3 rRNA genes are annotated in these 5,532 nt (G+C 55.1%); all 3 read right to left on the bottom strand.

Annotated features, from left to right (window positions below):
* Nucleotides 1-22: 22 nt before the first annotated feature.
* Nucleotides 23-139 (bottom strand): 5S ribosomal RNA (gene rrf / locus AC3B5A_RS07610).
* Between the two features lie 170 nt (nucleotides 140-309).
* Nucleotides 310-3,384, bottom strand: a 23S ribosomal RNA gene (locus tag AC3B5A_RS07605).
* 406 nt (nucleotides 3,385-3,790) lie between these two features.
* Nucleotides 3,791-5,314, bottom strand: a 16S ribosomal RNA gene (locus AC3B5A_RS07600).
* Together the 16S, 23S and 5S rRNA genes form the textbook arrangement of a ribosomal RNA operon.
* Nucleotides 5,315-5,532 lie beyond the last annotated feature (218 nt).

The following is a 5,532-nucleotide window of genomic DNA, read 5'->3' as shown; positions in this document are numbered from 1 at the left end:
CCCTACCCCTCACAGAAAAGTAATGTGGCGGTGCGCTACTCTCCCACACCCTCCCGAGTGCAGTACCATCGCCGTGCCAGGCCTTAGCTACCGGGTTCGAAATGGGACCGGGCGTTTCCCCTGGGCTATGACCACCACAAATCTTCAACTATCACCACACCCGAAAGCATGGGGCAACCGTGACGGTTTGGGAACCGGAAAGCAGACGCGAATCAGACACAACCACACGTTTCATGACCACCACACTCCGTGATGCCATCAACAATACACGCAGAACACACGCCAACCCCTCTCCAAAGAGAAGAGAAAAGTGTATTACCATTCGACCATTAGTACCGGTCAGCTCCACCCCTCACAGGGCTTCCACGTCCGGCCTATCAACCATGTCATCTAGCATGGGGTCTCCAACGCCTCAAAGGGCGCACGGAATCCTAATCTTGGAGCAGGCTTCCCGCTTAGATGCTTTCAGCGGTTATCCCTTCCAAACGTAGCTAACCGGCCATGCCACTGGCGTGACAACCGGCATACCAGAGGTTTGTCCACCCAGGTCCTCTCGTACTATGGGCAGGTCTCCTCAAGATTCCAACGAGCGCAGAGGATAGAGACCAAACTGTCTCACGACGTTCTGAACCCAGCTCGCGTGCCGCTTTAATCGGCGAACGGCCGAACCCTTGGGACCTGCTACAGCCCCAGGATGCGACGAGCCGACATCGAGGTGCCAAACCATCCCGTCGATATGGACTCTTGGGAATGATCAGCCTGTTATCCCCGGGGTACCTTTTATCCGTTGAGCGATGCCGCGTCCGTACGCCGGCACCGGATCACTATCCCCGACTTTCGTCCCTGCTCGACCCGTCGGTCTCGCAGTCAAGCTCCCTTGTGCGATTACACTCAACACCCGATTGCCAACCGGGCTGAGGGAACCTTTGGGCGCCTCCGTTACTCTTTAGGAGGCAACCGCCCCAGTTAAACTACCCGCCAGGCACTGTCCCTGACACGGATAACGCGTCGAGGTTAGACATCAAATAAAAACAGAGCGGTATTTCACCTTGCGACTCCACCATGACTAGCGCCACAGCTTCAACGTCTCCCGCCTATGCTACACAGTCCTCACCTAATGCCAATACCAAGGTATAGTAAAGGTCCCGGGGTCTTTTCGTCCTTCTGCGCTTAACGAGCATCTTTACTCGTACTGCAATTTCGCCGAGCTCCTGGTCGAGACAGTGGGGAAGTCGTTACGCCATTCGTGCAGGTCGGAACTTACCCGACAAGGAATTTCGCTACCTTAGGATGGTTATAGTTACCACCGCCGTTTACCGGGGCTTAAATTCACCGCTGCCTCCTCCGAAGAGGGATGACGGATCCTCTTAACCTTCCGGCACCGGGCAGGCGTCAGTGCATATACAGCGACTTACGTCTTCGCATGCACCTGTGTTTTTGGTAAACAGTCGCTACCCCCTGGTCTGTGCCACCCCCCAACGCTCCACCAGTAAATGGCTTCACACGAAGGGGTCTCCCTTATACCGAAGGCACGGGAGTAATTTGCCGAGTTCCTTGACCAGGATTCGCTCGATCGCTTTGGTATACTCTACCTGACCACCTGTGTCGGTTTACGGTACGGGCGGAACACACCCTCACACCGAAGCTTTTCTTGGCAACAGGAACCACCGGATTCGTCCCCAACGGGACCCATCATCACGCCTCACCCTTCACGCCCCCCGGATTTGCCTAGGGGACAGGCCACACGCTTAACCACGGAAAACCACCTCCGCAGCCGGCTTACCCATCACGTCACTCCTGTGCTACCCTACCGGAAAGAGGGTCCCAACACACACGCTTCACCAACCCCGAAGGGCAAGATCCACACACATGGAGGTTAGCATCTAACTTTCGGATCTGTCGGTTGTGCACCGGTACGGGAATATCAACCCGTTCATCCATTCGACTACGCCTGTCGGCCTCGCCTTAGGACCCGACTCACCCGGGGACGATGAACGTGGCCCCGGAACCCTTGGTCATCCAGCGGACGGGATCCTCACCCGTCTCTCGCTACTCATGTCTACATTCTCACTTCCGCCCAGTCCACGACAGGTTTACACCGCCGCTTCACCCCAGAACGGAACGCTCTCCTACCCAGTACAAAAATACTGCCGCGTCTTCGGTGGTGTGCTTAAGCCCCGCTACATTGTCGGCGCGGAACCACTAGACCAGTGAGCTGTTACGCACTCTTTCAAGGATGGCTGCTTCTGAGCCAACCTCCTGGCTGTCGATGCGACTCCACATCCTTTCCCACTTAGCACACGCTTAGGGACCTTAGACGACGATCTGGGCTGTTTCCCTTTCGACGACGGAGCTTATCCCCCGCCGACTCACTGCCGCGATACACCTCACAGGTATTCGGAGTTTGGTTGCTATTGGTACCCAATACGGGCCCGCAAGCATCCAGTAGCTCTACCCCCTGGAGGCAATTAACACGACGCTGCACCTAAATGCATTTCGGAGAGAACCAGCTATCACGGAATTTGATTGGCCTTTCACCCCTAACCCCAAGTCATCCCCCCAGTTTTCAACCTAGGTGGGTGCGGTCCTCCACACGGTCTTACCCGTGCTTCAACCTGCTCAGGGCTAGATCATCCCGCTTCGGGTCCAGGACACGCGACTCAACGCGCTATTCACACTCGCTTTCGCTACGGCTTCCCCACACGGGTTAGCCTCGCCACATGCCACTGACTCGTAGACTCATTTTTCGATAGGCACGCCGTCACCCCACAAAGAAGGCTCCGACGGTTTGTAAGCGCACGGTTTCAGAAACTATTTCACTCCCCTCCCGGGGTACTTTTCACCTTTCCCTCACGGTACTCGTTCACTATCGGTCAGACAGATATATTTAGACTCACCCAACGGTCTGGGCAGATTCACACGGAATTCCTCGTGGACCGTGCTACTTGGGAAACACAATCAAGCAGGAACGCGCCTTCGGCTACGGGGCCATCACCCTCTACGGCCAGGAATTCAATCCTGTTCACCTACCACGTTCACATTCACCCGCCAAGCTCGTCAGCACTTGGACACATGCTCCCACAACCCCTCATACGCAACACCTGACGGCTATCACACATACAAGGTTTGGTCTCCTCCGCTTTCGCTCGCCACTACTCACGGAATATCTTTTCCTACAGGTACTGAGATGTTTCACTTCCCTGCGTCCCCTCCACACCGGCAAAACCGGCAGGTACCGACCCATAACGGCCGGTGGGTTTCCCCATTCGGAAATCCTCGGATCAAAGCCCGTTTGGCGGCTCCCCGAGGCTTATCGCAGCCTACAACGTCCTTCATCGGTACTGTCTGCCAAGGCATCCACCATACGCCATAACAAGCAACACACTCACCAGGCATAAAACCCAGCCACGCGCACCTGCCATGTAACACCTAGACAACACATCGTCACATAATGATCACAAAACGATCGACCGAACTCAAATAAGAGTTCAATCAAAAATTGCATCTAACAAAACAAACAAGAAACATCTTGCTTGCTCGCGTCCACTATCCAGTTCTCAAACCACCACACACAACCAACCAGACAACCACAAACCATGATCACCCAACCAGAAGGCACGAACCGCACCAGAAACAAATCTGGGGTGACAGTCCGGGAACCCAAAAGCATGCCCAACCACAATATCTCTATAAACGCTCTGATCTTTTCCACACCAGCAAGACCCAACCAGCGGACTATCCACCGGCAGGCCGACACCGGCCACCAAACAGTGACCTGAATTCTCCGTAGAAAGGAGGTGATCCAGCCGCACCTTCCGGTACGGCTACCTTGTTACGACTTAGTCCCAATCACGAGCCTCACCTTAGACGGCTCCTTCCACAAGGGTTAGGACACCGGCTTCGGGTGCTGCCCACTTTCATGACTTGACGGGCGGTGTGTACAAGGCCCGGGAACGCATTCACCGCAGCGTTGCTGATCTGCGATTACTAGCGACTCCGCCTTCATGGAGTCGAGTTGCAGACTCCAATCCGAACTGAGACCGGTTTTAAGGGATCCGCTTCATGTCACCATGTCGCATCCCGTTGTACCGGCCATTGTAGCATGCGTGAAGCCCTGGACGTAAGGGGCATGATGATCTGACGTCATCCCCACCTTCCTCCGAGTTAACCCCGGCGGTCCCTTGCGAGTTCCCACCATAACGTGCTGGCAACACAAGGCGAGGGTTGCGCTCGTTGCGGGACTTAACCCAACATCTCACGACACGAGCTGACGACGACCATGCACCACCTGTGAACCTGCCCCGAAGGGAAACCCCATCTCTGAGGCGATCAGGAACATGTCAAGCCCAGGTAAGGTTCTTCGCGTTGCATCGAATTAATCCGCATGCTCCGCCGCTTGTGCGGGCCCCCGTCAATTTCTTTGAGTTTTAGCCTTGCGGCCGTACTCCCCAGGCGGGATGCTTAACGCGTTAGCTCCGACACGGAACCCGTGGAATGGGCCCCACATCCAGCATCCACCGTTTACGGCGTGGACTACCAGGGTATCTAATCCTGTTCGCTCCCCACGCTTTCGCTCCTCAGCGTCAGTAACAGCCCAGAGACCTGCCTTCGCCATTGGTGTTCTTCCCGATATCTACACATTCCACCGTTACACCGGGAATTCCAGTCTCCCCTACTGCACTCTAGCCTGCCCGTACCCGGCGCAGATCCACCGTTAAGCGATGGACTTTCACACCAGACGCGACAAACCGCCTACGAGCTCTTTACGCCCAATAAATCCGGATAACGCTTGCACCCTACGTATTACCGCGGCTGCTGGCACGTAGTTAGCCGGTGCTTATTCGAAAGGTACACTCACTCTCGCTTGCTCCCTAACAAAAGCGGTTTACAACCCGAAGGCCTTCATCCCGCACGCGGCGTCGCTGCATCAGGCTTTCGCCCATTGTGCAATATTCCCCACTGCTGCCTCCCGTAGGAGTCTGGGCCGTATCTCAGTCCCAATGAGGCCGGTCACCCTCTCAGGCCGGCTACCCGTCAAAGCCTTGGTGGGCCATTACCCCGCCAACAAGCTGATAGGACGCGACCCCATCCCATACCGGTAAACCCTTTCCCACAATCACATGCGATCATGTGGAACATTCGGCATTACCACCCGTTTCCAGAAGCTATTCCAAAGTACAGGGCAGGTTGGTCACGCATTACTCTCCCGTTCGCCACTCTCACCATAGTGCAAGCACCATGGATCCCGTTCGACTTGCATGTGTTAAGCACGCCGCCAGCGTTCATCCTGAGCCAGAATCGAACCCTCCACAAAAAAATTCGTGAAAAAGCCTTTTACAAGCTCTCCAAATAATAAATTGACAGTCCGTTTCCTTAAGGAAGGAAACGTCCCTCACCAAAAAACCCCGACATCAATTAACACCCCTCGGTGACCCCACCACAACAGCAAGGCAGACATCGGACTGGCAATCAAAACAAAAAATAAAGTAGTACAGACACACTCTTGAGTTCTCAAACCACCACCACACCAAC

Source organism: Bifidobacterium sp. ESL1133 (assembly GCF_058107325.1).
The sequence above is the reverse complement of the archived record's forward strand: the minus strand, read 5'-3'. Positions and strand labels throughout refer to the sequence as shown.